Raw genomic sequence first — 308 nt, forward strand, 5'->3', positions numbered from 1 at the left:
GGCAGCGAGAGGATCTGCAGAATCGGCTTGATGGAGATGTTGATGAGCGACAGAATGAGTGCGAAGAACACGATGCCCACCCAGGATGCGCTGTTGCTCAAGATCTCGATGCCCGGCACGAGCCACACGGCGGCGGCGACGGAGATGGCGGTGACGATCCAGCGAATGATGAAGTTCATAAGTGCCTCCTATTCCTGTGGCCCCATTATGTCAAAATGAGGCCATGACGAGAAAACATGACAACAACCCGAAACGCACCAGTAACCGCCCCGCCAAACCCAAAGCGCTCCGGGCCAACCTGCCGCGCC

The 308-nt window shown here is 57.8% G+C and carries 1 protein-coding gene; it reads right to left on the reverse strand.

The window, feature by feature from the left end; genetic code table 11:
• Positions 1 to 179 (reverse strand): phage holin family protein (locus NE591_RS13915; RefSeq protein ID WP_256156939.1); only part of this gene is annotated, 179 nt, incomplete at its 3' end.
• Positions 180 to 308 lie beyond the last annotated feature (129 nt).

Origin of the sequence: Adlercreutzia sp. DFI.6.23 (assembly GCF_024462535.1) — a bacterium.
Lineage (GTDB): Bacteria > Actinomycetota > Coriobacteriia > Coriobacteriales > Eggerthellaceae > Adlercreutzia > Adlercreutzia rubneri.